The sequence below is a fragment of the Kitasatospora sp. NEAU-CNBT7 genome (assembly GCF_057220535.1).
Genome location: NZ_JBXQQB010000005.1, coordinates 185,638 through 211,159 on the forward strand (window position 1 = coordinate 185,638; position 25,522 = coordinate 211,159).

Here is a 25,522-nt window from a genome sequence, read left to right on the forward strand (position 1 = left end):
CAGTTTCTTCCTTTCCACCCACAGGAGTGGGGTGGGCCCTCCCCCCCGCCCCCACCCCCGCCCCCGGCCAGTGGGTCAGTAGGCCGCTGGGCCGGTGGGCCGGTGGTTCAGTAGCCGTAGCCGGAGTCGCTCGCGCCGGGGCTGGGGGCAGCGGCGGCCGCGGCGGCCTTCCCGCCGGTCGCGGTGGAGGCGAACCAGGTGCCGCCGACACCCTGGCCCTTGGTGTCGCCGGGCTTGGTGTCGGGCGCGTAGCGGTACAGCGGCCAGCCGTTCAGGGTCAGCTGCTTGCTGCCGTCGGCCCGGGTGACGGTACCGACCAGCTTGGCGTCGATGCCCTTGAGCTGCGGGGTGTCGGTGGCGACGGCGGGCGGCCAGGTGGTCGCGCAGGCGCCGTTGCAGTTGGACATCGGCGGCTTGGCGGTGTCCTTGTCGAAGCGGTACAGGGTGAAGCCGGCGCCGTCGGTGACGATCGTGCCGAGGGTGGCCGAGGTGGCGGTCTGCAGCGCGCTCTTGCCGCCGTCCGCCGGCGCGGGGTTCTGCGCGCCGCCCGACGAGGCGGCGGGGGCGGGGGCGGACGAGCCGTACGAGCTGCCCGACCCGGAGGTCTCCGGGTCGCAGGCGGTGACGAGCCCGACGACGGCGAACGAGGCGACGGCGAGAGCGGCGGTGCGGCTGAACTTGGGCATGGCAATTCCCCCACGTGGCGTTTCGGATTGAGGATTCGGGCGGCTGTGGTGCCCCCGGGGGCACCTGTCCCGGTGCCCGCTCATCCAGGGATACGAGCGATTCGGGGTCCGTGTTCAACGGGTCGGAAAGTTTTTTCGGAATAGACCGGGCAGGCTCTCCGTTGACGCCACCGAGTCACTACCGAAGGGCAGGGAGAAACCGATGAGCACGGTCGAACTGACCAAGGACAACTTCGACGAGCTGGTCCAAGGGGCCGAGGGCAAGGAGTTCGTCCTCATCGACTTCTGGGCGGGCTGGTGCGGCCCCTGCCGGATGTTCGCGCCGGTGTACGAGCGCGCGGCGGAGCGGCACAGCGACCTGACCTTCGCCAAGGTGGACACCGAGGCGCAGCAGGAGCTGGCGGCGGCCTTCGACATCCAGTCGATCCCGACCCTGGCCATCATCCGGGAGGGCGTGCTGGTCTTCGCGCAGGCCGGGGCGCTGCCGGAGCCCGCGCTGGAGGACCTGATCGCGCAGGCCCGCAAGCTGGACATGGCCGAGGTGCACGCCAACGTGGCGGAGCAGAAGGCGCAGGCCGAGGCGCAGGGCTGACCGGGGGCCGGGTACCGGGGTACCCCGGGTAGGACGGAGCGGCGGAGGCCGGGGCGAGAGCCGGCCTCCGCCGCTCGGGCGTTCCCGGGCCCGGGCCGCAGGCGCGGGAGCGGTGGGAGGGGCGGGACGGATCAGGGGCGGGAGGCGGCGGCGCGGGCCGCGAGTCCGTCCAGCAGCAGCCGCAGGGCCAGCTCGAATCCGCGGTCGTCGAGGCCGGGGCCGCGGTCGGCGGCGGCCTCCAGGGCGCCGGCCAGTGCCGGGTAGCGCGGGCGGTAGGCGGCGCCCTCGCGGGTGAAGCCGGCGCTGAAGGTCTCCAGGGCCGAGCCGAGCACCAGGTAGTCCAGTGCGGCGGCGGCCTCGGCCGCGTCGGCGGGGGTGAGACCGGCCCGGGTGAGCGCGGCGAGCAGGGTGTCGTAGGTGAGCAGCTGGCGGCCGGCCTCGACCCGGCGGCGGGCGAGCAGTGCGATGGTGTTGGGGTGGCGCAGGAACACCGCGCGGTAGCCGCGGGCGTACTCGGCCAGGCCCGCCGGCCAGTCGGTGCGGGCCAGCGGGGTGAGGTCGATCTCCTCGTTGACGAGTTCGGCGAGGGCGTCCAGGAGCTCGTCCTTGCCGGTGACGTGGTTGTAGAGCGAGGCCGCCTTCACGCCGAGGCGGTCGGCGAGGGCCCGCATGGTGAGGCCGTCGGGGCCGTGTTCGTCGGTCACCTCCAGGGCGGCCCTGGCGATGATCTCCCTGCTCAGCAGTGTCCTGCTCGGTCGCCCCACGCCCCGCCCGTCCTTCCGCCGCTTCCGTCGACGCGGTCACGTTACATCCTGGTGTCGGCCTCTTCCCTCCCCCGCGTGGAGCCGCTACCGTCCCCGACTAACAAAGTTAGTTTTAGTCGACGGCAAGGTGGCCCGGACATGACCGAGAACCCTCCCAGCGCGCACGCCCCGAACCCGGCGGCCGACCGCGACCAGTTGGCCGCCCTCGGTTACCGGCAGGAGCTGCGGCGCAGCCTCGGCGTGCTCGGCAACATCTCGATGGGCTTCGCCGTCGTCTCCCCCGTGGTCGGCCTCTACGCGGTCGCCCAGGTCGGCATGGGCGTGTTCGGCGGCGCCTGGGTGTGGGCCCTGCCGATCTGCCTGCTCGGACAGCTGCTGGTGGTCTGCGTCTACTCCGAGCTGGCGTCCCAGTGGCCGCTGGCCGGCGGCGCGTACCAGTGGAGCCGCCGGCTGGCCTCACCGTCGTTCGCCTGGATGACCGGCTGGATGTGGCAGTTCGCGGTGATGTTCGCCAACACCACGGTGGCGTACCTGGCCGCGCCCTGGTTCTTCGCACTGTTCGGCGCCACCCCGACGCCGGCCCGGCTGGTGCTGGTGTCCGCGGCCTTCCTGCTCGTCTGCACCCTGGTCAACGCGTACGGGATCAACCTGCTGCGGCGGATCGTCTCGCTCGGCATCGCCGCCGAGGCCGTCGCCTCGGTGCTGGTCGGCCTCGCGCTGGTGCTGTTCCACCGGGAGCACGGCCTCGGACTGCTGACCGACACCCTCGACGCGCCCGCCGCCACCGGCACCGGCGGCCTGATGTCCTTCCTCGCCGTGGTCGCGGTCGGCGGGTGGGCCTTCATAGGCTTCGACGCCTGCGTGTCCACCGCCGAGGAGACCAAGGACGCCGCCCGCCAGGTGCCGCGCGCGATGCGCTGGGCCCTGCTGAGCGTCGGCGCGGCCGTGATCCTGAACGCCGTCTCGGTGGTGCTCGCCCACCCCGACCCCGCCGCCGTGGTCGCCGGGAGCGACCTCGACCCGGTGACCACCGCCGTCACCGCCGGCTTCGGCTCCTGGGCCGACAAGCCCTTCGTGGTGGTGGTGCTGGTCAGCTTCACCGCCTGCCTGATGGCCTCACAGGGCGGCGCCGCCCGCGGCCTCTACTCGCTCGCCCGCGACGGCGTCTTCCCGTTCGCGTCCCGGGTCCGCAAGGTCAACCGGCACAAGGCCCCGATCGGCGGCCTGGTCGCCGCCACCCTGATCAGCGCCGCCGCCCTGCCGCTGGGCCTGGAGTCCACCGCGATCGGCAGCCTGATCACCTTCGGCACCGCCGCCACCTTCCTGCCGTTCTTCCTGCTCAGCCTGGCCGCCCTGATCGCCCGGCTGCGCGGCACCTGGCGCCCGGCCGGCGCCGTCTCGTACGGCCGCTGGGGCACCCCGCTGAACGCGCTCGCGGTGCTGTGGACCGGCCTGGAGGTGCTGAACATCTGCTGGCCGCGCGCCATCCTGACACCGCCCGGCGCCCCCTGGTACCAGATCTGGGCCGCGCTGCTGGGCACCGGCGTGGTGACCCTGATCGGGACCGGCTACCTGCTGGTACGCCGCCCGCAGCGGCTGATGCGGGACGCCGCCGCGGAGCGTCCCGGCACCGACGAGCTCGCGCCCGCCGTGCTCTGACGCCCGCTCGCCCGGGGCGGCACCCCGACGCAGGATGAAGGCGGGGTCCGGGGTCCGACGTCGAGGGAGCGCAGATGTCCGCACAGGCCGGGTCGGTGGCGGCACAGGCCGACGAGTACGACGTGGTGGTCCTCGGCGGCGGTCCGGCCGGTGAGAACCTCGCCGACCGGACCGCCGCCGCCGGGCTGCGGACGGTCCTGGTGGAGGGCGAACTGGTCGGCGGCGAGTGCTCGTACTGGGCGTGCATGCCCAGCAAGGCACTGCTGCGCCCGGGCAGCGCGCTCGCCCACGCCCGCGCGGTGGCCGGGGTGGCCGACCCGGGCCCGCTGGACGCGGCGGCCGTGCTCACCCGGCGGGACGACGCCGCCGACGAGTGGAAGGACGACGACCAGGTCGCCTGGCTCCGCTCGGCCGGGATCGAACTGGTCCGCGGCCACGGCCGGCTGGCGGGCGAGCGGGCGGTGCGGGTCGGCGACCGGCTGCTGACCGCCCGGCACGCCGTCGCGGTCTGCACCGGCACCCGCGCCGCACTGCCCGAGGTCCCCGGCCTCGCCGACGCCCGGCCCTGGACCAGCCGGGACGCGACCAGCGCCGAGCGGGTACCCGGACGGCTCGCGGTGATCGGCGGCGGCGTGGTCGCGGTGGAGATGGCGACCGCCTGGAACGCGCTGGGCGCCCGCGTCACCCTGCTGGTACGCGGCGGCGGGCTGCTGGGCCGGATGGAGCCGTTCGCCGGCGAGCTGGTCGCGGACGGGCTGCGCGCCGCGGGGGTGGACGTCCGCACCGGGACCGTGGTCACCGCGGTCCGCCGGGTCGACGGAGCCGCCGAACTGCGGCTCGGCGACGGCGGGTCGCTCACCGCCGACGAGGTGCTGTACGCCGTCGGACGGACCCCCAACACCGGCGACCTCGGGCTGGAGACGGTCGGCCTCGAGCCCGGCGGCTGGCTGGCCGTGGACGACGGCTGCCTGGTCGAGGGGGTGCCCGGCGGCTGGCTGTACGCGGCCGGTGACGTCAACCGGCGGGCGCTGATGACCCACCAGGGCAAGTACCAGGCCCGGATCTGCGGCGCGGCGATCGTCGCCCGGGCCCGCGGCGAACGGACCGACACCGGGCGCTGGGGCGCGCACACCGCGGCGGCCGACACGGCCGGCCCGCCGCAGGTCGTGTTCACCGAGCCGGAGGCCGCCGCGGTCGGACTGACCGCGGCCGAGGCGGCCCGGCGCGGGATGGACGTCCGCACCGTCGACCACGACCTCGGCGCGGTGGCGGGCGCCTCGCTGTACGCGGACGGGTACACCGGCCGGGCCCGGATGGTGGTCGACCGGGCGCGCGGCGTGGTGGTCGGCATGACCTTCGTCGGCCCCGCGGTGGCCGAACTGCTGCACTCGGCGACCGTCGCCGTGGTCGGCGAGGTGCCCCTGGAGCGGCTCTGGCACGCGGTGCCGTCGTTCCCCACCGTCAGCGAGGTGTGGCTGCGCCTGCTGGAGGGCTACCGGGACCAGGACTGACGAGCGGTCCCGGTCCCGGCGCGCCGGGTCAGCCCAGCTGCACCGCGGCGTCCATCTCCCACTGGAGCACCTCCGCGCCCTCGGGACCGGCGGTCACCCGCTGGCCCTCGGCCCCGGTGATCCGCAGCGCGTCGCCCTCCCCCAGCAGGCCCGCGCCCTCGACGGACAGCTCCCCGCGCGCCACGTACAGGTGGACGAACGGCGCGGTGGCCAGTTCCAGCGTCTCGCCGGCCCTGACCCGGGCGACGTGCAGCGCGGCGTGCTTCTGCCGGATGCCGATCGCCCGCTGGGCGGAGTGCTTGGGCATGCCGGACGCCAGGGTGGTCCAACCGCCGCGGGCCAGCTGGTCGTTGATGTCCAGCTGCTCGTAGCCGGGCACCGTGCCGGCCGCGTCCGGGATGGTCCACATCTGGACGAAGCGCACCGGGTTGCGGTGCTCGGGCGAGCCGTCGAGGGTCCAGGAGTCGTTCTTCTCGCTGTGCAGGATGCCGGTGCCGGCGCTCATCCGCTGGGCCAGGCCCGGGTAGACGATGCCGTTGTGACCCTCGGAGTCCTGGTGCACCAGGGCGCCGTCCAGCACCCAGGTGACGATCTCCATGTCGCGGTGCGGGTGGGTGTCGAAGCCGGTGCCGGGCGCCACCACGTCGTCGTTGGAGACCAGCAGCAGCCCGAAGTGGGTGTTGGCCGGGTCCCAGTGCCGCGAGAAGGAGAACGAGTGGTGGGAGTCCAGCCACCCGGTCCTGGTGTGGAAGCGCTCGTCGGCGCGGCGCAGGTCGATCGTGGCAGCCATCTGGATCTCCTCCGGTGTTCCGTTGCTCTTGTTGAATCCTAAACTAAAGCGGCGGCCGAGTCATTCCCACGGCCGCCCGGATGATCCCGCGTCGCATCCGCCAGCCCCGGGCCGGACCCGGCCCGGCATCTGCGAACCGGCGCCGAACTGCGGCTCCGTCCCTGCCTACAGTGGCGGTGGCACGTCCGGAAACACCGGTTCACCCGACTTTCCCAGCGACGAAATCGAGGCACGGCATGAGCCTGAGCATCCGCAACCAGATCCCCGGCACCGTCACCGCCATCTCCGCCGGCGCCGTGATGGCCACCGTGAAGGTGGCCGTGGCCGGCGGGCAGGAGCTGACCGCCGCGATCACCGTGGACGCCGTCAAGGACCTCGACCTGCACACCGGGAGCGCGGTGCGGGCCCTGGTGAAGTCCACCGAGGTCGCCCTGGCGACCGCCCGGGTCAGCGGCGTCAGCATCCGCAACCAGCTGGCCGGCACCGTCACCGAGGTGGCCAAGGGCGGGGCGATGGCCGGGGTGAAGGTCTCGGTCGAGGGCGCCGAGCTGACCGCCGCGATCACCGCCGACGCCGCCGACGAGCTCGGCCTGCGGGCCGGCTCCCCGGTGGTGGCGCTGATCAAGTCGACCGAGGTCTCGCTCGCCTCCGCCTGACGCCCTTCCCCCGCCCGGTACCGCCGCACGGCGGCGGTACCGGCTGGGGCGACCGCCTCAGCGCAGTTCGCCCGCCAGCAGGCCCATGGTGAACATGTCGTACCACTCGCCGTCCCGGCGGAAGACCTGGCGCAGCCGGCCCTCCCGCACGAAGCCCAGCTTCCCGTAGAGGTGGACCGCGGCGTGGTTCTCGGTGACCACGGTCAGCTGGATCTTGTGCAGCCGCATCTGCTGAAAGCCGTACCGGCACATGGTGCGCATCGCGTCCTGGGCGTAGCCCTGCCCCCAGGCGTCCTTCTCGCCGAGGTAGACGTCGATCTCGGCGATCCCGGTCTCCGGTTCGGCGCCGTGCAGGCGCACCAGGCCGAGCAGGCGGGCGTCGGCCGCGGCCTCGACGCCGTAGAGGACGTCCTGAAAGCTGTTGCGGGCACGCTCGGCCAGCGAGGCGGCGACCCGGGCGAGGGTCTGGCGGTAGCCGTCCTGCATCCAGCGCATCACCTCCGGGTCGCTGTTCCAGCGCCACAGCGCCTCGGCGTCCGACGGTTCCATCGGGCGCAGCCGCACCAGCTCTCCCGGTATCACGGGCCCTCCTCGGGGTTCGGTCCGGCGGGTGCCCGCGGGGCCGCGGAGGTGCCGGTCGTCCGGGCCACCCAACACCGGGCGGCTCCCGCGCTCAACCGGCTTGCCGGCGGGCCCGCCGGGCGTCGGCCGGGCCGGGGGCCGCTCACGCCAGCGGGCCGACCCAGACCTCGGTGATGCCGCTGATGTAGCGGGCGCCGCAGTGGTCCGAGGGGACCACCAGCTGCGGGCCGGTCCGGTCGAGCGGGGCGCCGTCGATGCTGGTGGCCAGCAGGATCTGCTGCCCGCCGAAGTCCGGGTCGATCTCCGCCCAGGACAGCACGGCCCGGTGGCCGTCCGCCCCGGTGACGGTGAGCAGGAAGCCGAGCCGCTGCTTGCGGCCGGTGAAGTCGATCCGCGGCCGGGCGGCCCGCAGCACGTCCCAGAGCATGGGGCCTTCGAAGCCGTGGCGCCGGACGCCGCTGCCGAGGCAGTCGAAGCTGACCTCGATCCGGTGGGAGGGCAGCTCGCGCAGCTCGGCGACGGTCAGCCGGAGCGGCTCGGCGAGGCTGCCGTGCAGATGGACGGTGGCCGGGCGGTTGGGGGCTGCGGCAGGACTGCTCATCGGCGCGTTCCCTCCCGGGCCGCACCGCTGCGGCCCGGGAGGGGAGGTACCCGGGTGCGCACGCGGGTACCCGTGTGTGGGTGAACTTTCACTCGCAGCTGCGATGAAGAACCACCCGGCAGCCTGGCAACCGCTGCCTCGACCGGCCCTCGGGCGAACGGTCCGGTGAGGGGTCCGGACGCACCCCCGAGGGGCCGGTGCCCCGATTCAAGCACCGGCGCAACTGGCCGGACGACTGGTGCCGAGCACCAGGTCACAGGGGGTTCCCTGGATGATCGAACAAGGTGTCGCTGCACCTTGCTACCTTGCATTTACGATGCCTGTGCGCACCTGCCCCTCGCTTTCGCCATGGGAGGCGGTGGACGGGTCCGGCGCGGAGCACAAGGAGCGAGACATGATCGTCGGGGATCTGCTGGAGCTGGACAGCCTGCACATCGGTGTCGCCTGGGCCACCCCCGAGCTGCTGGGCCGCCAGGTCACCGGCGTGACCTCCACCGACCTCCAGGACCCGGCCCGCTACCTGCAGCCCGGCGAGCTGGTGCTGACCGGCCTGGTGTGGTGGCGCCCCGGCGACGCCGCCGCCGCGGTCCGCTTCGCGACCTCGCTGCGCAGCGCCGAGGTGGCCGGGCTGCTGGCCGGCGAGGGCACCCACGGCACCGTGCCCGAGGCGCTGGTGAGCGCCTGCCGCACGCACGGCATACCGCTGCTCTCGGTGCCGCCCGGCACCAGTTTCCGGGCCGTCACGGACCGGATCTACCTGCGGCTGTGGGGTGATCTGCAGGCCCGCTCGCAGGGGGTGGCGGCGGTGCCGGACGCGGTCCGCCGGGAGCTGGTCGGGATGATGCACTCCGACGCGCCGCTGACCGGCCTGCTCGGCCACGCGGTGGCCCGGCTCGGACTGCCCGACTGCTCGATCCTCACCGGTGGCGGCCGGGTCCTGGCGGCCTCGGCGGAGGGCGGCGGGAGCCGGGCCAGTGTCCAGGTCGGCCCGCCCGGCGACTCGCCGTTCGACGGCTGGGTGCTGCAGCCGCACACCGAGCCGACGCCCGCCGCGGCGACCGTGCTGCACGGCCTGGCCGACCTGCTGGCACCGCTCGCCACCCGGGCCCGGGCCACCGCCGCCGCCCAGCGGCAGACCGCCGCGCGGGTGCTGGACCTGCTGCAGCACGACGGTCCGGGGCTGGCCGACACGCTCGGCGCCTGCGGGCTGCCGGACGGTGCGCCGCTGACCCCGGTCACGGTCCGGATCGAGGGCGGCTCGACGGTGTGGGCGGCGGCCGCGCTCGCGGACGCCCTGCACCGGCTGGGGGCGCCGTTCGCGGCGGCGCCGTACGGGCCGGGCGACCCGGGGGGCGCGGCCGGGCAGGTCCCGGTGGGCCAGGGCGGCCCGGCCGGGGCGCACGGGACGGTCGGCGCGGTCGGCCTGGTGGCGGCGCCCGCGGACCGGGTGACCGCCGCGCTGCGGGAGGCCTGGCCGGCCATGCAGGCCAGGCTGACGGCCCGGCAGCTGCTGCGGGCGGGCGTGGGCCCGTGCGTGCCGCCGGAGGCCGGCGCGCTGCGCGGGGCGCTGGTGCAGGCCGGGTACGCGCTGGACTCGCGGGTCGGCGGCGCGGTCGGCAGCAGTGGCGAACTCGGCTCGCTGGCGGCCCTGTTGCGGGGTATCCCGGCGGAGGTCACGGCCGCGTTCCACGCCCGGCTGCTGGCCCCGCTGGCCGAGCACGACCGGCAGAACGGCGTGTCGCTGCTGGGCACCCTGGGCACCTTCCTCGACCACGACGGCTCCTGGTCGCGGACCGCCGAGGCGCTGCACATCCACGTCAACACGGTGCACTACCGGATCCGCCGGATCGAGGAGCTGACCGGGCGCAGCCTGGCGCGACTGGAGGACCGGATGGACCTGCGGGCCGCGCTGCTGTGCGCGCCGCCGGCGCCGGCCCGCTGAGCCGCCCGGCGGCGGGCGCCGGGGGCCGGCGGTGCGTCAGACCGGTTCCTCCAGGCCGGTGAGGAGGGCGGCGATGTCCAGGCCGACCTCCAGGTACTGCACGAACACCTCGTTGTTCAGGGCCCAGGGCGAGCGGCCGCGCCGGACCAGGCCGACCGCCTCGGGGACGCCGTGGCCGAGCAGGCGCAGGGTCTCGGCGGCCACCAGGCCCGAGCGGTTGTAGCCGGAGTGGCAGCGCACCAGGGTGGTGCGGCCGCCCCGGACGGCGTCGGCGGCGAGCGCCGCGAGTTCGCGCACCCGGGCCAGCTCGCGTGAGCCGAGCGGTGCGTCGGGCATCTCGCCGAGGTGGTGCTCGACCCCGGGGGCGGGCCCGTGGCCGGGCCGGACGAACAGGCTGAGCACCAGGTCGAACTCGTCCTCGACCACGACCGGCCGCATCTCGCCCGCCGGGTCGAACCAGTAGTGGCCGCCCATCCACAGGCCGGGCCGGATCTCGCTCCACGGTGCCCGGGGCGGCTGGATGTCGCGGTCTCGCTGCCGGGTCCTCATGGTCCGTCCGCCCTCTCGCCGCGGGTCGCCCGTGGTGACGGGCCGTCCGCCGGGGTCAACGCCGCGGTGACCACCCTGGTTCCCGGCGGGGCACGCCGCAAGGCCCGTACGGGGCCGGGGAGGTGGGCGCGGGCCGGGTCAGCGGTCGGTGGAGCGCAGCCGGTCGGTGACGGTGCCGAGGCTGTCGGCGAGGGCGGCGAGCTGGTCGGGGGTGAGGACGTCGATCAGGGCCTCGCGGACCGCGGCGACGTGGCCGGGGGCGGCGGCCCGCAGCGTCTCCCAGCCGGCGTCGGTGATCTCCGCGAAGACGCCGCGGACGTCGCTGGCGCAGGACCGGCGGCCGACCAGCCCGGCCTTCTCCAGCTGGGTGACCTGGTAGGTCAGGCCGCTCTTGGAGGTGACCAGCCGGTCGGCGAGGTCGGTCATCCGCAGGGACCCGCCGGGGGCGGCGGAGAGCTGGACCAGGATCTCGTACTGCGTGTGCGAGAGTCCGGCGTCCTCCTTGAGCTGGCGTTCGAGGTGGCGGGCGACCAGGTTGGTGGCCGCGACGAACCCGCGCCAGGCGGCCATCTCGCGCTCGTTCAGCCATCGGGGTTCGTCCATGACTGCATCGTACTCTGTTGTTCAAATTCGAACTCGGGTGTACCTTCGGGACCATAAGGTTCAAATTTGAACCATCGGACGCGGAACCACCGCCCGCCGCCCCGCCACCGCCGGAGGAGAACCCCGATGAGCACCGCCACCCCCGGGCGCATGCCCGCGCTCTACCTCTCGCACGGCGCGCCGCCGCTCGCCGACGACCCCCTGTGGCCCGGCCAGCTGGCCGCCTGGTCGGCCGCCCTCCCCCGGCCGACGGCCGTCCTGATGGTCTCCGCCCACTGGGAGGAGGCCCCGCTCGCGCTCGGCGCCACCACGGCCACCCCGCTGGTGTACGACTTCTGGGGCTTCCCCGAGCGGTACTACCGGGTGACCTACGCCGCCCCCGGCGCCCCCGCGCTCGCCGACAGCGTCCGCAAACTGCTGCGCACCGCCGGCACCCCCGTCCAGGACATCCCCGACCGGGGCCTGGACCACGGCGCGTACGTGCCGCTGGTGGAGATGTTCCCGGCGGCGGACGTCCCGGTGCTGCAGCTCTCGCTGCCGACCCTCGACCCGCGGCGGCTGATGGAGATCGGCCGCCGACTCGCCCCGCTGCGCGACGAGGGCGTGCTGATCGTCGGCAGCGGCTTCTTCACCCACAACCTGCGGGCGCTCAGCACGGACGGCCGGGTCACCTCGGTGATGGCGGAGTTCGACGACTGGGGCCGCCGCGCCCTCGACGCCCAGGACCTCGACGCGCTGCTCGACTTCGAGCACAAGGCCCCCGCCGGGCGCCTCGCCCACCCGCGCACCGAGCACTTCGCCCCGCTCTTCGTCACCCTCGGCGCCGGCGAGGCCGACCTCGGCAGCCAGCGCAGCGTGATCGACGGCTTCTGGATGGGCCTGGCGAAGCGCTCGGTCCAGCTCGGCGGCTGAGCGGCCCGGACGGACCGCAGGGGCGGGCCCGGCGGCCGGGCGAGTGGTCCCTTCGGGTCATACCCCCGATCGGGGGTGTCCGCGGCCCGGACCGGACGGGCAGAGTGACGGCATGCAGACTCCACTCTCCGTGCTGGACTTCCTCCACCGCGCCGAGCAGGTCTACGGCGACCGGGTCGGGATCGTCGACGAACCCGACCAGCCGGCCGCCTCCTGGGGCGAGGTCACCTACCGTCGGACGGCCGAACTGGCCCGCGCCCAGGCCGCCGGGCTGGACCGGCTCGGGGTGGGCCCGGGCGAGCGGGTGGCGATCGTGTCGCACAACTCGGCCCGCCTGATGACCTCGCTGTTCGGGGTGAGCGGCTACGGCCGGGTGCTGGTACCGGTCAACTTCCGGCTGAAGGCGGAGGAGGTCGCGTACATCGTCGAGCAGAGCGGCGCGTCCGTCCTGCTGGTCGACCCGGAGCTGGACGAGGCGCTGAGCGGGATCGCGGTCCGGCACCGCTTCGTGCTGGGCGCGCAGAGCGACGCCCTGCTGTACGACTTCGACCGGGAACCGGTCCCGTACCAGGTCGCCGAGTCGGACACCGCGACGATCAACTACACCAGCGGGACGACCGCGCGCCCCAAGGGCGTCCAGCTGACGCACCGCAACCTCTGGCTCAACGCCGTCCTGATGGGCCTGCACTTCGGCGCGAGCGACCGCGACGTCTACCTGCACACCCTGCCGATGTTCCACGCCAACGGCTGGGGCATGCCGTTCGCCCTGACCGGGCTCGGCGCCCGGCACGTGGTGCTGCGCAAGGTGGACGGCGCGGAGATCCTGCGGCGGGTCGAACGGCACGGGGTGACCTTCCTGTCCGGGGCGCCCGCGGTGGCCGCGATGGTGCTGGACGCGGCGGCGGAGTGGGACGGACCGGTCCCCGGCCGGGACCGGGTGCGGATGATCGTGGCCGGCGCTCCCCCGCCCACCTCGATGGTGCAGCGCATCGAGAGCGAGCTGGGCTGGGAGTTCATGCAGATCTACGGGCTGACCGAGACCTCCCCGCTGGTGACGGCCAACCGCACCCGGGCCGAGTGGGACGACCTGCCGCCCGCCGAACGGGCCGAGCGGCTGGTCCAGGCGGGCGCGCCCGCGCTCGGCAGCCAGGTGCGGGTGGACGGCCAGGGCGAGGTGCTGGTGCGCTCCAACGTCGTCCTGGAGGGCTACTGGCAGCAGCCCGACGCCACCCGCGAGGCGATCCGCGACGGCTGGTTCCACACCGGCGACGGCGGCACCCTGACCGACGGCTATCTGTCCATCTCGGACCGCAAGAAGGACGTCATCATCTCCGGCGGGGAGAACGTCTCCTCGATCGAGGTGGAGGACTGCCTCTACGGCCACCCGGCGGTCGCCGAGGCCGCGGTGATCGGCGTGCCCGACGAGAAGTGGGGCGAGACGGTCAAGGCCCTGGTGGTGCTCCGCGAGGGCCGGACCGCGGACGAGGCCGAGCTGATCGCGCACTGCAAGCAGCGGCTGGCCGGCTACAAGGCGCCCACCTCGGTGGAGATCCGGGACTCGCTCGCCCGGACGGCCACCGGCAAGCTGCAGAAGTTCCGGCTGCGCGAACCGTACTGGCAGGGGCGCGACCGCCAGGTCAACTGAGGCCGGGCCGGCGGTCAGCCGGCCAGGCCGACGTCGCGGGCGGCGAGGGCGAGTTCGACCCGGTTGCGGACGCCGAGCTTGTGCATGGCGCTCTTCAGGTAGCCGGTGACGGTGTTGCTGGTCAGACCGAGGTGGCCGGCGATCTCCGGGTTGGTCCGGCCGGTCGCCGCCCACCGGATCACCTCCCGCTCGCGCGGCGTCAGCCGGACCGGCACCACCACCGGGTCCGGGGCCTCGCACCACGCGGCGGCCCCGGCCAGCGCCCGGGTGGCCGCGGCCGCCAGCCGGGCGACCGCACCGATCCGCACGTCACCGAGCGGGACCACCGCCCGCAGCGAGGCGTACACCACGCCGTGCACGGCCCGGCCCTGCACCAGCGGCACGGTCAGCATGGTGTACAGGTCCTCGGCGCAGACGGCGGCGTCGTACTGGTGCGAAATGGTGGTGGCGGCCCGGTAGTCGGGCACCCAGGTGGGTGTCAGCTCGGCCAGCGCACGGCCGCCGAGCCCGGTGCCGACCGGCACGTCCAGGCCGTGCAGCAGCTCGGCCCTGGTCCCGGACCAGTGCCGCAGGACCATCCGGCCCGGCCGCTCGGGCCGGTCCGGGACACCGACCAGGCCGACGTCGGCGCCGCACTCGTCGACCACCCGCCGGGCCAGATCACCGAGCACGGCCTGCCGGACCAGTTCGGCGGCCCGGGCGTCGACCTCGCACGCCCGGGTAGGAATGGACTCCATCGCCGCGGTCACCGGGCGATTGTCACACGGGTCACGGGAGTTGGGGAGTCCCGCGGACCATCCACCCACCCACCGAGGAGCACCCGGGATGACACCGCTGGACACCCTGCTGGCCGACCTGCGGGCGGAGAGCACCGAACTCGACGCACTGGTCGCCGGACTCGACGCGGACGGGCTGGCCACCCCGACCCCGGCCGTCGGCTGGACCATCGCGCACCAGCTCTCCCACCTCGCCTGGACGGACCGCTGGTCGCTGCTGGCGGCCACCGACCCCGAGGAGTTCGGACCGGCCGTGCAGCGCGGGTTCACGGCCGGCTACGACGCCGTCGACGAGGGCGCCGCCGAAGGCGTCGGCGAGGACCCGGCGAAGCTGCTCGGCCGCTGGCGGGACGGCCGCGAGCGGCTGGCCGCCGCACTGGCCCGGGTGCCCGCCGACGTCAAGCTGCCGTGGTTCGGGCCGCCGATGAAGGCGCCGTCGATGGCCACCGCCCGGCTGATGGAGACCTGGGCGCACGGACAGGACGTCGCGGACGCCCTCGGCGTCGTCCGGGAGCCGGGCGACCGGCTGCGGCACGTCGCCCACCTCGGGGTGCGCACCATGGGGTTCGCGCTGTCGCTGCACGGCCTGCCCGCGGACCGGCCGGTCCGGGTCGAGCTGGTCACGCCCTCCGGCGAACCGTGGACCTGGGGGCCGCCGGACGCGGCGGACCGGATCAGCGGCCCGGCGCTGGACTTCTGCCTGCTGGTCACCCAGCGGCGCCACCCGGACGACCTGGCGCTCACCGCCGTCGGCCCGACCGCCCGCGCCTGGCTGCCGGTCGCCCAGACCTTCGCCGGCCCGCCCGGCGCGGGGCGCGCACCACAGGGGTGACGGACCCTCGGCGCCCACCCGGTTCGCCGGTCCCGCCCCGACTGCTCTACGCTCCGTCTCCGACTGATCACTCGGTGGCGCCCGCAGGCCCACCCGGGCGGAGGGTGGCACGGATGTCGGGGATCGACGTGGTGCGGGAGTCGGCCCGGGCCGGCCGGATGGTGCTGTTCGAGGAGTCGGCGCGCGACGGCGCGCAGGCCAAGACCCTGATGAGCGCGGAGTTCCGGGTGCGCCTGGCCCGCGCACAGGGCGCGGTGTTCGGTGCGGACGGGCCCCGGCACGTGGTGTTCGCGGCCGGCTTCCCGTCGGTGTGCGCCCAGGAGTACGAGGCGACCCGGCGGGTCGCGCTGGAGGCCGAGGGGTCGGTGAGCCCGTCGGCGGTCTGCCGGGGCACCGAGCAGGACGTCCGGCTGGCGCTGTCGGCGGTGCGGGGCGCGGCGCACGCCCGGGTGATGGTGATCGTCGCCGCCTCGGAGGCGACCGCCCGGGCGCTGGTGCACCGCGGTGCGCGGGAGGCGCTGGCCGACGGTCTCGACCTGGTCAAGTCGGCGGTCGACCGGGCCGACGGGGTGGCCGTGGACGTCTGCCTGGTCGACGCGCCGCGGGCGGACCCCGGCCTGGTCGCCGCGTACGCGGGGACGATGACCGCCGCGGGCGCCGGGACGGTGGTGCTGGCCGACACCGTCGGGGACCTGCTGCCCGGCCGGGCCCGCGCGCTGTTCGCCCGGGTGGCGGCCGGGGCCGGCCCGGACCCGGTACTGGTCTCCCACCTGCACAACGACCTCGGCCTGGGCCTCGCCAACACCCTCGCCGCGCTGGAGAGCGGGGTACGGGTCGCGGCCTGCTCCTGGCTCGGGATGGCCGAACGCAGCGGGATGGTGGCGACCGAGCAGCTGCTCTTCCTGCTCGCCCACGACCCCGCCAAGGCCGAGGCGGTCCTCGGCACCGGTTGCCGGCCCTGGTGGAGCACCCCCGACCTGACCCGGCTGCCGGGCATCGCCCGGATGGTCTCGGCCGAGACCGGTGTCCCCCTCACGGTCACCACCCCGATCGTGGGCACCGGCGTGGGCACCATCTCCACCGGCACGCCGTTCACCCACCCCGCGACCTTCCAGCCGTACGACCCGGAACGCCTGCTCGGCGTACGGCCGACCGTGGTCCTCACCCAGCTCGCCAGCGGGCGGGTGGTCCGGGCCGTGGCCGACCGCCTCGGTCACCGGCTCGACCGGGAGGCGACCGCGGCCGCCCTGGCCTGGGTGAAGGACCGCGCCTACCGGGACAACCGGGCCGTCGTCCCGGATGCCGACTTCGCCGCCTACCTGGACGGCCTGACCGCCGCCCGCCGACCGACCGGAGCCGCCCCCGATGCCCGACCCTGACCTGCCCGGCGCCGCCGCCGTCCGCCGCGCCCTGGCCGGTGGCCGCGCCGCCATCCTGCCCAACCCGAGCCCGTTGACGTACGTCGTCGCGGCCGGTGCCCCGCACACCGTGAACGCCGCCAAGGGACGTCCGGCGGAGCAGGAGGTCGCCGCCTGGGTGCACGCCGACACCGCCTGGCAGGACCTGGTGCCGGCCCTCGACCTGGCGCCCGGGGCCGTCCGGTCGGCCACCCTGCTGCTGCGCCGCCACCTGGTGACACTGCTCGTCCCGCTGCGCGCGGGCGCCGCGGCGCCCGGCTGGATCGCCCCGGCCGTCCGCGACGGCCACGCCCTGCTGTTCGGTGCCCGGTGGGCGCCGCTGGCCGGACTGCTCGCGGACCACCCCCGGCTGTACGTCAGCAGCGCCAACCGCACCGGCCGGTCCCCGGCCGCGACCGCCGCCGAGGCCGCGGCGATGTTCGGAGACCACGCCCCGGTGCTCGACGGCGACGCACTGCGCGACCCCGGCCGCCCGCACGCCGCGACCACCATGCTGCGGATCGCCGCGGACGGACGGCCGGAGCTCGTCCGGCGGGGCGCGCAGGACGCGGCGCACGGCCCCGACCCGGCCGCCTACCTGCGGTGGCTGGGCGGCCCGGCGGCCGGCCTCGGGCAGGGCCGGGCGGGTGTGCCAGAGTGACCCGATGAAGACGATCGGGCTGCTCGGCGGCATGAGCTGGGAATCCACGGCGGAGTACTACCGCCTGCTGAACGTGCTGACGCGGGAGCGCCTGGGCGGCCTGCACTCGGCGAAGTGCGTGCTGTACTCGGTCGACTTCGCGGAGATCGAGCGGCTGCAGGCGGCCGGGCGGTGGGAGGAGGCGGGCGAGGTGCTCGCCGGGGCCGCGAAGTCGCTGGAGGCGGCCGGCGCGGACCTGCTGCTGATCTGCACCAACACCATGCACAAGGTGGCCGGCCAGGTCGCGGCGGCGGTGTCGGTGCCGCTGCTGCACCTGGCGGACACCACCGCCGAGGCGGTGCTGGCGGCCGGGCCGCGGAGGGTCGGGCTGCTGGGTACGGCGTTCACCATGGAGCAGGACTTCTACCGGGACCGGCTGGCCGGCCACGGCCTCGAGGTGCTGGTCCCGGACGCGGCCGGCCGGGCCGAGGTGCACCGGGTGATCTACGAGGAGCTGTGCCGGGGCATCGTCCGGGAGGAGTCCAGGGACGCGTACCGGCGGGTGATCGCGGACCTGGTGGCGGCCGGGGCGGAGGGCATCGTGCTGGGCTGCACCGAGATCGAGCTGCTGATCGGGCCGGAGCACAGCCCGGTGCCGGTGTTCCCGACCACCAGCCTGCACGCCCGGGCCGCCGTGGAGCGCGCGCTGGCGGACTGACGGGGACGGGGGGTACCGGGGTCCGGGAGCCGCCTGCGGCGCGGGCCGGGGCGGACGCGCCGCCTCGGCCCGGCCGCGCGCCGGGCGCGGGGCGGTGGGACTGGTCCACCGGAGTGGTGCGCGGGCCGTCGGGGTGTGACACGGCGTGCGCCGGTGAGAAACCCGGGGACCGACCGTACCAAGGAAGGACCGCCCATGATCGTCTCGATCTCCGCCGTCGTCTTCTTCGGTGTCCTGCTCGTCTTCCTGCTCCGTGCCCAGCGGTCCACCGTCCCCACCGCGCTGGTCGCCGTCGCGTTCGGCTTCCTGCTGGCCTCCACCGGGGTGGCCCCGACCGTCAACGGCATGCTGCTGAGCCTCGCCCAGGCGGCCCACTGGAACGCCCGCTGACGGCCCCCGCCCGCGGCCGTTCACGCCCCGATCCACAGCGGGACCAGCCGGGTGGCCACCAGGTTGGTGGCGCCGTGGTCGCGTTCGACCTGGCCGTGCACCAGCAGCCCGGCGCGGTCGAGGGCGGTGCGGCGCTGGGACTCCCAGACCGGGCGGCTGCAGATCACGTTGATCAGGCCGGTCTCGTCCTCCAGGCTGAGGAAGAGCACTCCGCCCGCCGTGGGAGGCCGCTGGCGGTGCGTCACCAGACCGCCCACCATCACCTGGGTGTGCGGAGCGGCGGCGTGCAGTTCGGCGGCGGTGAGCGCGCCGGCCCGGTGCAGGACGGCCCGCAGGTGCTGCATCGGGTGGCTGGTGGCGGACGCACCGGTGGCCCACAGGTCGGCGATGGTCTCCTCGACCGGGGTCATCGCGGGCAGCGCGGGCGCGGTGCCGCCGGGCGCGGTGCCGGGGATGGTGCCCGGGTCGGTGGCGGCGTACACCCCGGCCAGCCACAGGGCCTGACGCCGGCCCAGTCCGAAGCAGCCGAAGGCGCCGGCGGTGGCCAGCGCCTCCAGCAGCGGCGCGGACAGCGCGCTGCGGCGGGCGAAGTCCTCCAGGTCCGCGTACGGCTGCCCGGCGGCGACCGCCTCGGCCTGCGCCGGGCCGAGCCCCCGGACGGTCCCCAGGCCGAGCCGGATCGCGGGCTGCGGTTTGCCCGCGGTGAGCGGCGGCGGGGCGGAGGGCTCCGGCCCGGGTTCCAGGGTCGGCCCGGCCGCACTGGCGTTGACGTCGACCCCGCGCACCCGCACGCCGTGCCGGCGGACGTCGGCGATCAGGCTGAGCGGCGAGTAGAAGCCCATCGGCTGGTTGGCCAGCAGGGCGCAGGTGAACGCGGCCGGGTAGTGGTACTTGAGCCAGGCGCTGATGTAGACCAGGTGGGCGAAGCTGATCGCGTGCGACTCCGGGAAGCCGTAGTTGGAGAAGGCCTCGATCTTGGTGTAGACGTCCTCGGCGACCTCCGGCGGGATGCCGCGCGCGGCCATCCCCGCCAGCAGCCGGGTGCGCAGTTCGGCGACCCGCTGGTGGGAGCGTTTGGCGCCCATCGCCTGGCGCAGCCGGTCGGCCTCGGCGGGGCTGAACCCGGCGCAGTCGATGGCGAGCTGCATCATCTGCTCCTGGAACAGCGGCACCCCGAGGGTCTTGCCGAGGGACTTCTCCATCAGCGGGTGCGGGCAGTCGGCGGCCTCCACGCCGTCCCGGCGGCGCAGGTACGGGTGGACCGAGCCGCCCTGGATCGGGCCGGGGCGGATCAGCGCGACCTCGACCACCAGGTCGTAGAACTCGCGCGGGCGCAGCCGGGGCAGGGTGGCCATCTGGGCGCGTGACTCGACCTGGAACAGGCCGACCGTGTCGGCCCGGCAGAGCATCTCGTACACCTGCGGGTCGTCGGGCGGGACGCCGGCCAGGTCGTAGCGGTCGCCGTGGTGCTCGGCGATCAGGTCGCAGGCGTCGTGCAGGGCGGCGAGCATGCCGAGGCCGAGCAGGTCGATCTTGACCAGGCCGGCGCCGGCGGTGGACTCCTTGTCCCACTGGAGCACCGAGCGGCCCGGCATCCGGGCCCACTCGACCGGGCAGACCTCGCCGATCGGCTCCCGGGTGAGCACCATCCCGCCGGAGTGGATGCCCAGGTGTCTGGGCAGGCCGTGCAGTTGCTGCCCGAGGTCGAGCACGTCGGCGGGGATGACGGCGTCCGGGGCGGGGGTGGAGTGGAAGTCGACCTGCCGGGTGAAGGCCTCGACCTGGCCCATCGGGTAGCCGAGCACCCGGGCCGCGTCGCGCAGGGCCAGCCGGGGGCGGTAGGTGATCACGTTGGCGACCTGGGCGGCGTGCTCGCGCCCGTAGCGGCGGTAGACGTACTGGATGACCTCCTCGCGGCGGCGGTTCTCGATGTCGAGGTCGATGTCGGGCGGGCCGTCGCGTTCCAGGCTGAGGAAGCGTTCGAACAGCAGGCCGTAGTGGACCGGGTCGACGGCGGTGATCCCGAGGGCGTAGCAGACGGCGGAGTTGGCGGCCGAGCCGCGGCCCTGGCACCAGATGTCCTGCTCGCGGCAGAACTCGACGATGTCGTGGACGATCAGGAAGTACCCGGCCAGGTCGAGCTCTTCGATCACGTCGAGCTCGCGGGCCAGCTGCCGGAGGGCGGGCCGGTTGCCCGCGCCGAAGCGCGCCGGTCCGGCGGCGGCCACCAGGTCGCGCAGGTGGCCGGCCTCGGTGCCGCCGTCGGGGACGGGGAAGCCGGGGAGTTCGGGTTTCAGGCCGCCGAAGTCGAACGCGCAGGCCCGGCCGAGTTCGGCGGTGGCCTCCCGGACGCCCGGGAAGCGGGCCAGCCGGGCGGCCATCTCGCGGCCGGAGCGCAGGTGGGCGGTGCCGGCGGCGAAGGTCCAGCCGGCCGCGTCCTGGAGGGTGCGGCGGTCGTGCAGGGCGGCCAGGCTCTGGGCCAGCCGGGCCTGGGCGGGGGCGGCGTGGTGGACGTTGTTGGAGGCGACGGCCGGAAGTCCGGTCCGGGCGGCGAGGGCGGCCAGCCGGTCGTTGCGCGGGTCGTCGCCGGGCAGCCGCTGGTCGGTCAGCTCGACGAAGACGTTGTCCCGGCCGAAGGTCTCGGCCAGCGCGCGCAGTTCGCGTTCGGCCGCGTCCTCGCCGGTCCCGGCCAGCGCGCGGCGGACCCGGCCCTTGCGGCAGCCGCTGAGGACCGCCCAGTGCCCGCCGTGCGCCTCGGCGAGCTCGTCGGCCCGGTACGCGGGGCGGTTCTTGGCGCCGCCCCTGAGCTGGGCGGCGCTGATCACGGCGGAGAGCCGGCGGTACCCCTCGGGGTCGCGGGCGAGCACCAGCAGGTGTTCGTCCGGGCCCAGCGAGAGTTCGGCCCCGAAGACCGTGGCCAGGCCGGTCCCCTTCGCGGCGGCGGCCAGCCGGACCACCCCGTACAGACCGTCGTGGTCGGTCAGGCCGAGGGTCTCGATCCCGAGCCGGACCGCCTCCTCGGCCAGCGCCTCGGGGTCGCTGGCACCGTCCAGGAAGCTGAAGGCGGAGTGGGTGTGCAGTTCGGCCCACGGGACGGTGTCCCCGGGGCGGTGCCCTGCCTGCGGCGGCGGGGCGGGTGGCGGGGCGGACGGCTGCGGGCCCGGTGCTGGGCGGCGCAGCGGCAGGACGTTGCCGTCGGCCGCGCCGGTCATCCGGCGCTGCAGTTCGCTCCAGGGGAGCGTGGGGTGGCTGGTGAATCCCATCGCGGGTGGTGCTCCGTCGTCGTCTCGGGGTGGTCCGGTGCCGCTCGCCCCCCGGCAGCGGGCGGATGTCAGTCGTAGGCGCCCTCCAGGTACCAGCGCCCGCCCTCCACGGTGAGCAGCAGCGCCCGGCCGTCCGCGACCTCGATCTGGAAGCGGGCCCGGCGCCGCGCCCGGGCCTGGTCCCACCAGTACTCGACGGCCGGCCAGGGGCCGGTCCAGGCGGTCACCGGGAGGGGGCGGCCGGCCAGGCGCAGCCGGGCCGGTGCGGCGGACACCTCGGCCCGGCCGCTGACCGTGACCGGCTGTCCGGCCGCGTCCAGCACCTCCACCGGTACGGGGGTGCGCGGCACCACGGTGGGTGAGGGGTCCTCCAGCCGGCCCGGCCAGGGTGCGGGCGCGCCGGGGCCGTTGGTGCCGGAGGTGCGGGTGGTGCGGGTGGTGCTGGTGGCGCCGGGGCCGGGGGTGCCGGTCGGGCGGGCAGCCGGTGGGGAGGTGCCGGGCGGGGGTGCCTCGCCCCAGGGGGTGCGGGCCACCTGGTCGGCCGGGCCCCGGCCGCCGGCCGGGTCGACCCGGCGCAGCCCCGCGTACCCGAGCAGCGACTGCACCCGGGCGACGGCCCGTTCCACCCGGTCCTCGGCGACGGCCTGGCCCCACAGCGCCAGCTGCCGGCCCCGGTCGGGCACCAGTTCGTCGGGGACCAGCCGCAGCGCGGTGAACCCGGAGGTCACGGCGTCGTCCCCGAAGGTCCCTGCCGACTGCCAGGCCTGCAGCTGCCAGCGGACCCGTTCGGCGAGGGCGGCCGCGGACAGCCGGCCCTCGTGCCGCCAGAGCCGGGCCGCCGACGTGCCGTCGGCGCAGCTCACCTCGACCGAGACCCGGCGGCAGGCCAGGCCGGCCGCGCCGAGCCGGGCGTGCAACTGCTCGGCCAGTCCCCTGGCGACGAACACCAGCGGTTCCGCCAGCCGCTCCGGCGGGTCGAACAGCTGCTCGGCGGTGAGGTCGAGCCCCTCGGGCCGGGGTGCCAGCGGGCGGGCCTCCAGCCCCCGGGCCAGCCGGTGCGCGGCCGTGCCGGTCGGGCCGAAGCGGTCGGCCACGGCGGCGGCGGGCAGCGCGGCGAAGGCCCCGGCGGTCCCGATCCCGAGCCGGGTCAGCAGCTCGGCCAGGTCCGCGTCGCCGAGCGCCGCCACCGGGTACGGGGCCAGGAACTCGGCGGTCCGCCCGTCCGGGACCAGTACCCCGGCCCGGGCCGCGAGCGCGGCCGCGAACAGGCCGTCCGCAACGCCGACGTGGCTGCGCGGCGGCGGGCCGACGGTCTGCCCGGCGCCCGGGCCGACGGGTCCCGGACCCACGGGTCCCGGGCCGGGCCCGACAGCTTCGGGCTCGGCGGGGCCGGGCTCGACGGGGCGCTCGGGGCGGACGGGCTCGGGCTCGGGCTCGGGGCCGGGTGTTCGAACGGGGGCCGGGGGCTCCGGGCCGCGGGCGGGCTCCTCCCAGCCGCGGGCCAGGGTGGCCGCCACCGCCGCGTGCACCTGGGCCGCCAGGGACTCCTCCCCGCCGAAGTAGCGGCCCGGGCCCTTCACCGGGATCGCGCACATGCCCGGACGCAGCACCTCGACCCGGGGGGTGAAGGCCGCCACCGCGGCGATCACCGGTTCGAACCGGCGGGTCTCGGCCTGGGGGTCCCGGTCCCGCAGCCGGAGCCCGGGGCAGAGCCGCTGGGCGAGCCTGAGCCGCTGTCCGCGCCGCACCCCGGCGGTCCGGGCCCCGTCCGAACACGCCAGCACCTTGCCCGCCTCGACCACCGCCACCGGGCCGTCGTCACCGGTGTCCGGGGCGGTGGCGACCACCGGCCAGTCCGGGCACCACACCACCAGGACCCGGGGCGCTCCCGGTTCCCGCCCCCCGGCCGTGACCTGCTGCGTACCGGTCATGTCACACCGCCGCCAGGTCGACCCGCGCCACGGCCGGGGCAGCGACACCGGCAGCGACAGCGATATCGGCAGCGGCACCGGCACCGACACCGCTTGCGGCGATGGCAGCAGCGGCGGTGGCGGCCGGGACGAGGGGCACCACCGGGGCCGGGGCCGGGGTCCGGGCCGGGGCCGTCGCGGGCAGTTCGGCGGCCTCGACCGGCCGGGCGGCGCCGTGCTCGTCCGGCAGCCAGAGCCTGGCGGTACGGGTCCGGTCGGCCGCGCCGCGGCCCTCCGCCGCCACCTCGACCTGCCGGCCGCGCAGTTGGCCGTACCCCTCCCCCAGGCCGAACCAGCGCCCCGAGCGGACGCTCAGCCGCAGCCCCGCGCCGGGCCAGACCCCGGCCACCAGCAGGGCGCAGCCGCCCCGCCGCAGGACGGCGGTCAGCCGGGCCGCCAGCTGCGGGGCGACCGGGCCGGTGGGGCGCAGCAGGATCAGTCCGACCGCGCCGGCCAGCGCGGAGACCACCTCGGGCCAGTGCGGGCCCGGGTCGTCGACGAGCAGCAGCCGGCCCAGGTCCAGCCCGTACCCGGCGGCGGCGGCCAGGCCCAGGTCGGGCAGGCCGATGGTGGCCGCCCAGGCACCGTCCGAGGCCGCGCCGGCGGCCAGGGCCAGCAGCAGGCCGGTGTCACCGCCGTCCACCGAGACCGCCGCGCCGCGCCGCAGCCCGCCGCCGGGCAGCAGCGGGGCCAGGGCCGGCAGGGCGGGCAGCAGGTCCCCGCCGGCCGGGGCCGGTCCCTGCGATACTGAATCGAACATGTGCACGGATTAAGCATCGAACATATATTCGTAGATGTACAAGTCCGTAAATCTGATCGAGCCGCAGATCCACCCCGCCCCCGTACACCGCGTGACATTCACCCCAGCGGCTTGCGGAAGCAGACCGCCTCCGGGTCCCGGTCCAGGGGCGGCCACGGCGGCACCCGCCGGTACCCGGTCCGCTCGTACAGCCGGATCGCGGCCGGCTGACGGATCCCGGTGTCCAGCCGCAGCTCCCGCGCCCCGAGCTCCCGGGCGAGCCGTTCCGCCGCTGCCACCAGCGCCGCGGCCGGCCCGCTCCCCCGCAGGTCAGGCCTGACGTACATCCGTTTGAGCTCCCACACCCCGGGCGCCGCCTCCTGCACCGCGCAGCAGCCGACCGCCACCGGCCCGCACCACGCCGGCAACCCCCGGGCACCCGCGCCCAGCGGCGACGGCACGGCATCCGCCGCCAGGCCGTACAGCGGCACCAGCTCCGCCGTCATCGCACCGACCAGCCCCTCGAAGGCCGGGTCGTCCGCCGCACAGTCCCCGATCCGGTCCATGCCCGGCATTCTTCCGGGAGAATTTCCGACGATCGGTCAATTCATCGAAGTGATAAGCAATTTCGCGCACCATCCCCCGCCGGGTGCGGACGGGCGGGTGCCCGCGCAACGGTCCGGTCACGATCGGCGCCGCCGCACCCGCAACGGCCGTTCGCTCACGCAGGATGGCGGGATGAGGATCTTCGGGGGTGTCCGCCCGGCCGCCGCGGGCGTGCTGGTGCTGGTGCTGGTGCTGGTGGCGGGCTGCGGCAGTACGGTGACCGACCAGCGGGCCGGGACCAGGATCGGTGGCAGCCAGAGCCCGCGCGCCGGCGGCAGCGGGACCCCCATCCCGTTCTGCCCGGCCCCCGAGGCCGGGCCCGCGCCGTCGCCCTGCATCTCGTACAGCGAGGAGCAGCGGTACGCCGACAACCACGCGTACAAGCAGGAGATGCCGCTGTCCGAGTCCGCCCGGGCCGACAACCAGCCCCGCGTCCAGGCCCTGCAGGCGGCCCTGGCCGAGCTGGCCGGCGGCCCGCTGGACGAGGAGGGCCTGCGCCGCGCGACCGCCGAGGCGACCGGCACCGAGCCGGTGACCGTCCACGTCGAGCTGTGGCGCGACCGCAGCTACGCCCAGGTGGTGGTGGAGGCCGGCAGCGGCTGCCTGAAGGGGACGATCAACGAGGGCAGGGTCACCGCCGAGATCACCGGTTTCATCGCCGACGGGGGCTGCGTCCCGGCCGTCGGTCACTGACCCGGC

At 75.6% G+C, this 25,522-nt stretch carries 25 protein-coding genes; 13 read left to right on the top strand and 12 right to left on the bottom strand.

Annotated elements, in window-relative coordinates; all coding sequences use genetic code 11:
- Positions 1–107 precede the first annotated feature (107 nt).
- Positions 108–686 carry a hypothetical protein gene (locus tag AC2TEW_RS09165; protein WP_484622845.1) on the bottom strand — a complete coding sequence of 193 codons (579 nt, stop codon included), beginning with the start codon at positions 684–686 and terminating at the stop codon, positions 108–110.
- Positions 687–888: 202 nt separating this feature from the next.
- On the opposite strand from AC2TEW_RS09165, the gene trxA reads away from it, so the two are divergent.
- The gene (gene trxA / locus AC2TEW_RS09170) at positions 889–1,278 is read left to right on the top strand and encodes a thioredoxin (protein WP_484622846.1); all 390 of its coding nucleotides are present in this window, start codon (positions 889–891) and stop codon (positions 1,276–1,278) included.
- A gap of 131 nt (positions 1,279–1,409) precedes the next feature.
- Here trxA and AC2TEW_RS09175 read toward each other — a convergent pair whose 3' ends face one another.
- Positions 1,410–2,042, bottom strand: coding sequence for a TetR/AcrR family transcriptional regulator C-terminal domain-containing protein (locus AC2TEW_RS09175; protein WP_484622847.1), 633 nt, complete (start codon positions 2,040–2,042; stop codon positions 1,410–1,412).
- Positions 2,043–2,180: 138 nt separating this feature from the next.
- Here AC2TEW_RS09175 and AC2TEW_RS09180 point away from each other — a divergent pair, with 138 nt between their 5' ends.
- Entirely contained in the window at positions 2,181–3,701 is a 1,521-nt protein-coding gene (locus AC2TEW_RS09180; RefSeq protein ID WP_484622848.1) for an APC family permease, read from the top strand.
- Between the two features lie 74 nt (positions 3,702–3,775).
- On the top strand, positions 3,776–5,212 hold the full coding sequence (locus tag AC2TEW_RS09185) for a dihydrolipoyl dehydrogenase family protein (protein WP_484622849.1): 1,437 nt from the start codon (positions 3,776–3,778) through the stop codon (positions 5,210–5,212).
- A 28-nt stretch (positions 5,213–5,240) separates the two neighbouring features.
- Here AC2TEW_RS09185 and AC2TEW_RS09190 read toward each other — a convergent pair whose 3' ends face one another.
- A complete protein-coding gene (locus AC2TEW_RS09190) occupies positions 5,241–6,002 on the bottom strand; it encodes a pirin family protein (RefSeq protein WP_484622850.1) in 762 nt (253 codons plus the stop codon).
- Between the two features lie 236 nt (positions 6,003–6,238).
- Here AC2TEW_RS09190 and AC2TEW_RS09195 point away from each other — a divergent pair, with 236 nt between their 5' ends.
- A complete protein-coding gene (locus AC2TEW_RS09195) occupies positions 6,239–6,658 on the top strand; it encodes a TOBE domain-containing protein (RefSeq protein WP_484622851.1) in 420 nt (139 codons plus the stop codon).
- Between the two features lie 57 nt (positions 6,659–6,715).
- Here AC2TEW_RS09195 and AC2TEW_RS09200 read toward each other — a convergent pair whose 3' ends face one another.
- Entirely contained in the window at positions 6,716–7,240 is a 525-nt protein-coding gene (locus tag AC2TEW_RS09200) for a GNAT family N-acetyltransferase (protein ID WP_484622852.1), read from the bottom strand.
- Positions 7,241–7,382: 142 nt separating this feature from the next.
- Complete coding sequence (locus AC2TEW_RS09205) at positions 7,383–7,841, bottom strand: molybdopterin-dependent oxidoreductase (protein ID WP_484622853.1); 459 nt, start codon at positions 7,839–7,841, stop codon at positions 7,383–7,385.
- 394 nt (positions 7,842–8,235) lie between these two features.
- On the opposite strand from AC2TEW_RS09205, the gene AC2TEW_RS09210 reads away from it, so the two are divergent.
- On the top strand, positions 8,236–9,783 hold the full coding sequence (locus AC2TEW_RS09210) for a PucR family transcriptional regulator (protein ID WP_484622854.1): 1,548 nt from the start codon (positions 8,236–8,238) through the stop codon (positions 9,781–9,783).
- Between the two features lie 36 nt (positions 9,784–9,819).
- On the opposite strand, the gene AC2TEW_RS09215 is transcribed toward AC2TEW_RS09210, so the two are convergent.
- Both AC2TEW_RS09215 and AC2TEW_RS09220 read right to left on the bottom strand, forming a co-directional pair.
- Entirely contained in the window at positions 9,820–10,332 is a 513-nt protein-coding gene (locus tag AC2TEW_RS09215; protein WP_484622855.1) for a protein-tyrosine phosphatase family protein, read from the bottom strand.
- Between the two features lie 138 nt (positions 10,333–10,470).
- Positions 10,471–10,935: a MarR family winged helix-turn-helix transcriptional regulator gene (locus AC2TEW_RS09220; protein ID WP_484622856.1), complete on the bottom strand. Its 465-nt coding sequence runs from the start codon at positions 10,933–10,935 to the stop codon at positions 10,471–10,473.
- Positions 10,936–11,061: 126 nt separating this feature from the next.
- Between AC2TEW_RS09220 and AC2TEW_RS09225 the strand changes: the two genes are divergently transcribed.
- Both AC2TEW_RS09225 and AC2TEW_RS09230 read left to right on the top strand, forming a co-directional pair.
- The gene (locus tag AC2TEW_RS09225) at positions 11,062–11,847 is read left to right on the top strand and encodes a dioxygenase family protein (protein WP_484622857.1); all 786 of its coding nucleotides are present in this window, start codon (positions 11,062–11,064) and stop codon (positions 11,845–11,847) included.
- A gap of 112 nt (positions 11,848–11,959) precedes the next feature.
- Entirely contained in the window at positions 11,960–13,492 is a 1,533-nt protein-coding gene (locus tag AC2TEW_RS09230) for an AMP-binding protein (protein WP_484622858.1), read from the top strand.
- Positions 13,493–13,506: 14 nt separating this feature from the next.
- Here AC2TEW_RS09230 and AC2TEW_RS09235 read toward each other — a convergent pair whose 3' ends face one another.
- The gene (locus tag AC2TEW_RS09235) at positions 13,507–14,241 is read right to left on the bottom strand and encodes a helix-turn-helix transcriptional regulator (protein WP_484622859.1); all 735 of its coding nucleotides are present in this window, start codon (positions 14,239–14,241) and stop codon (positions 13,507–13,509) included.
- A 76-nt stretch (positions 14,242–14,317) separates the two neighbouring features.
- Between AC2TEW_RS09235 and AC2TEW_RS09240 the strand changes: the two genes are divergently transcribed.
- The 5 genes from AC2TEW_RS09240 to AC2TEW_RS09260 all read left to right on the top strand — a co-directional run bounded on the left by AC2TEW_RS09240 (position 14,318) and on the right by AC2TEW_RS09260 (position 18,245).
- Positions 14,318–15,100, top strand: a complete 783-nt coding sequence (locus AC2TEW_RS09240; protein WP_484622860.1) for a TIGR03084 family metal-binding protein — start codon at positions 14,318–14,320, stop codon at positions 15,098–15,100.
- A gap of 113 nt (positions 15,101–15,213) precedes the next feature.
- Positions 15,214–16,479, top strand: coding sequence for a hydroxymethylglutaryl-CoA lyase-like TIM-barrel protein (locus tag AC2TEW_RS09245; protein WP_484622861.1), 1,266 nt, complete (start codon positions 15,214–15,216; stop codon positions 16,477–16,479).
- Entirely contained in the window at positions 16,466–17,158 is a 693-nt protein-coding gene (locus AC2TEW_RS09250; protein ID WP_484622862.1) for a hypothetical protein, read from the top strand. The genes AC2TEW_RS09245 and AC2TEW_RS09250 overlap by 14 nt, the downstream gene beginning before the upstream one ends.
- A gap of 4 nt (positions 17,159–17,162) precedes the next feature.
- Positions 17,163–17,855 carry an aspartate/glutamate racemase family protein gene (locus AC2TEW_RS09255; RefSeq protein WP_484622863.1) on the top strand — a complete coding sequence of 231 codons (693 nt, stop codon included), beginning with the start codon at positions 17,163–17,165 and terminating at the stop codon, positions 17,853–17,855.
- A gap of 195 nt (positions 17,856–18,050) precedes the next feature.
- Positions 18,051–18,245, top strand: coding sequence for a hypothetical protein (locus AC2TEW_RS09260; RefSeq protein ID WP_484622864.1), 195 nt, complete (start codon positions 18,051–18,053; stop codon positions 18,243–18,245).
- A gap of 20 nt (positions 18,246–18,265) precedes the next feature.
- On the opposite strand, the gene AC2TEW_RS09265 is transcribed toward AC2TEW_RS09260, so the two are convergent.
- The 4 genes from AC2TEW_RS09265 to AC2TEW_RS09280 all read right to left on the bottom strand — a co-directional run bounded on the left by AC2TEW_RS09265 (position 18,266) and on the right by AC2TEW_RS09280 (position 24,783).
- Complete coding sequence (locus AC2TEW_RS09265; RefSeq protein WP_484622865.1) at positions 18,266–21,508, bottom strand: error-prone DNA polymerase; 3,243 nt, start codon at positions 21,506–21,508, stop codon at positions 18,266–18,268.
- 68 nt (positions 21,509–21,576) lie between these two features.
- Positions 21,577–23,439 carry a DNA polymerase Y family protein gene (locus tag AC2TEW_RS09270; RefSeq protein WP_484622866.1) on the bottom strand — a complete coding sequence of 621 codons (1,863 nt, stop codon included), beginning with the start codon at positions 23,437–23,439 and terminating at the stop codon, positions 21,577–21,579.
- Between the two features lies 1 nt (position 23,440).
- On the bottom strand, positions 23,441–24,238 hold the full coding sequence (imuA', locus tag AC2TEW_RS09275; protein WP_484622867.1) for a DnaE2-dependent mutagenesis accessory factor ImuA': 798 nt from the start codon (positions 24,236–24,238) through the stop codon (positions 23,441–23,443).
- 98 nt (positions 24,239–24,336) lie between these two features.
- Positions 24,337–24,783: a GNAT family N-acetyltransferase gene (locus tag AC2TEW_RS09280; protein ID WP_484622868.1), complete on the bottom strand. Its 447-nt coding sequence runs from the start codon at positions 24,781–24,783 to the stop codon at positions 24,337–24,339.
- A gap of 172 nt (positions 24,784–24,955) precedes the next feature.
- Between AC2TEW_RS09280 and AC2TEW_RS09285 the strand changes: the two genes are divergently transcribed.
- Positions 24,956–25,516 carry a precorrin-3B C(17)-methyltransferase gene (locus AC2TEW_RS09285; RefSeq protein WP_484622869.1) on the top strand — a complete coding sequence of 187 codons (561 nt, stop codon included), beginning with the start codon at positions 24,956–24,958 and terminating at the stop codon, positions 25,514–25,516.
- The last annotated feature ends 6 nt before the right edge of the window (positions 25,517–25,522 follow it).

What these genes read in the sequence shown, in the direction of transcription:
- imuA' (WP_484622867.1), bottom strand. Translation starts at nt 24,238, where the DNA reads ATGTTCGATTCAGTATCGCAGGGACCGGCCCCGGCCGGCGGGGACCTG.
- AC2TEW_RS09230 (WP_484622858.1), top strand. Translation starts at nt 11,960, where the DNA reads ATGCAGACTCCACTCTCCGTGCTGGACTTCCTCCACCGCGCCGAGCAG.
- AC2TEW_RS09245 (WP_484622861.1), top strand. Translation starts at nt 15,214, where the DNA reads ATGTCGGGGATCGACGTGGTGCGGGAGTCGGCCCGGGCCGGCCGGATG.
- AC2TEW_RS09205 (WP_484622853.1), bottom strand. Translation starts at nt 7,841, where the DNA reads ATGAGCAGTCCTGCCGCAGCCCCCAACCGCCCGGCCACCGTCCATCTG.
- AC2TEW_RS09265 (WP_484622865.1), bottom strand. Translation starts at nt 21,508, where the DNA reads ATGGGATTCACCAGCCACCCCACGCTCCCCTGGAGCGAACTGCAGCGC.
- AC2TEW_RS09240 (WP_484622860.1), top strand. Translation starts at nt 14,318, where the DNA reads ATGACACCGCTGGACACCCTGCTGGCCGACCTGCGGGCGGAGAGCACC.
- AC2TEW_RS09280 (WP_484622868.1), bottom strand. Translation starts at nt 24,783, where the DNA reads ATGGACCGGATCGGGGACTGTGCGGCGGACGACCCGGCCTTCGAGGGG.
- AC2TEW_RS09180 (WP_484622848.1), top strand. Translation starts at nt 2,181, where the DNA reads ATGACCGAGAACCCTCCCAGCGCGCACGCCCCGAACCCGGCGGCCGAC.
- AC2TEW_RS09210 (WP_484622854.1), top strand. Translation starts at nt 8,236, where the DNA reads ATGATCGTCGGGGATCTGCTGGAGCTGGACAGCCTGCACATCGGTGTC.
- trxA (WP_484622846.1), top strand. Translation starts at nt 889, where the DNA reads ATGAGCACGGTCGAACTGACCAAGGACAACTTCGACGAGCTGGTCCAA.
- AC2TEW_RS09255 (WP_484622863.1), top strand. Translation starts at nt 17,163, where the DNA reads ATGAAGACGATCGGGCTGCTCGGCGGCATGAGCTGGGAATCCACGGCG.
- AC2TEW_RS09190 (WP_484622850.1), bottom strand. Translation starts at nt 6,002, where the DNA reads ATGGCTGCCACGATCGACCTGCGCCGCGCCGACGAGCGCTTCCACACC.
- AC2TEW_RS09260 (WP_484622864.1), top strand. Translation starts at nt 18,051, where the DNA reads ATGATCGTCTCGATCTCCGCCGTCGTCTTCTTCGGTGTCCTGCTCGTC.
- AC2TEW_RS09225 (WP_484622857.1), top strand. Translation starts at nt 11,062, where the DNA reads ATGAGCACCGCCACCCCCGGGCGCATGCCCGCGCTCTACCTCTCGCAC.
- AC2TEW_RS09195 (WP_484622851.1), top strand. Translation starts at nt 6,239, where the DNA reads ATGAGCCTGAGCATCCGCAACCAGATCCCCGGCACCGTCACCGCCATC.
- AC2TEW_RS09270 (WP_484622866.1), bottom strand. Translation starts at nt 23,439, where the DNA reads ATGACCGGTACGCAGCAGGTCACGGCCGGGGGGCGGGAACCGGGAGCG.
- AC2TEW_RS09215 (WP_484622855.1), bottom strand. Translation starts at nt 10,332, where the DNA reads ATGAGGACCCGGCAGCGAGACCGCGACATCCAGCCGCCCCGGGCACCG.
- AC2TEW_RS09285 (WP_484622869.1), top strand. Translation starts at nt 24,956, where the DNA reads ATGAGGATCTTCGGGGGTGTCCGCCCGGCCGCCGCGGGCGTGCTGGTG.
- AC2TEW_RS09220 (WP_484622856.1), bottom strand. Translation starts at nt 10,935, where the DNA reads ATGGACGAACCCCGATGGCTGAACGAGCGCGAGATGGCCGCCTGGCGC.
- AC2TEW_RS09165 (WP_484622845.1), bottom strand. Translation starts at nt 686, where the DNA reads ATGCCCAAGTTCAGCCGCACCGCCGCTCTCGCCGTCGCCTCGTTCGCC.
- AC2TEW_RS09185 (WP_484622849.1), top strand. Translation starts at nt 3,776, where the DNA reads ATGTCCGCACAGGCCGGGTCGGTGGCGGCACAGGCCGACGAGTACGAC.
- AC2TEW_RS09250 (WP_484622862.1), top strand. Translation starts at nt 16,466, where the DNA reads ATGCCCGACCCTGACCTGCCCGGCGCCGCCGCCGTCCGCCGCGCCCTG.